We start from the raw sequence: 811 nt of genomic DNA, 5'->3' as shown, positions 1-811 counted from the left end.
AATTTATAGAATCTAATTTTGTAATTACAAATAAAAACCTTAAAAAGATTCAAATTGATAAGAATAATTTTATTGCGATTTTTAGGCGATGGCTAGAAGTGGTAAAGCCTAGTATTAGCGTGGAGTGGGAGCTAGAAAAGCCAGAAATTGTAGAATCTGATTTTTACTTAGCCGATGTTTTAAGCAAAGATAATAGCACACAAGAAATCACAAAAACGCTTAGAATCTTACTGCAAAAAGATGTGTATAGAATTAATTTTGATAAAAGTAAAAGCGGTAGATTAAACTTTGGTGAAGTAACTTTTAATGATAATCAAAAAAAACACACAGAGTTTTGGAATCTATATGAGAGACCACCAAAAGAGAAATACTGGGATTATATGATAGAGCGTAGGGATTTGCTTGTCCCACTTGATATTAGAGAAGAAAAGGGGGCATTTTTTACCCCGCAAATTTGGGTATATAAAGCCCAAGAATTTTTACAAAAAGAATTTGGCGAAAATTATCAAGATGAATACTACATTTGGGATTGTGCGGCTGGGACGGGTAATTTATTAGTGAATCTAGTAAATGAAAATAGAATCTTTGCTAGCACGATTGACCCAAGCGATGTAAATATTATGCACAAATTAGCTAAAAATAAATCGTTAAACTTACTAGAAAATCATATTTTTCAATTTGATTTTTTAAATGATTGCTTTTTTGATAAGCCTTGCAAGGAACATATAGGAAAAATAGATTCTAAATGTGAGAAATGTAAAGAGTTAGAAAAACCTTGCTTAAAACATCAAAATTTCGCAGATTCTAAATG

1 pseudogene is annotated in these 811 nt (G+C 30.5%); it reads left to right on the top strand.

What is annotated here, in order from left to right:
- Positions 1-811: pseudogene (locus LS64_RS12685) on the top strand (hypothetical protein); the annotation flags it as partial.

Origin of the sequence: Helicobacter saguini (assembly GCF_000762875.2) — a bacterium.
GTDB classification, from domain to species: domain Bacteria; phylum Campylobacterota; class Campylobacteria; order Campylobacterales; family Helicobacteraceae; genus Helicobacter_A; species Helicobacter_A saguini.
Note: the sequence above shows the minus strand (reverse complement) of the source record. Positions and strands in the feature narration are given on the sequence as shown.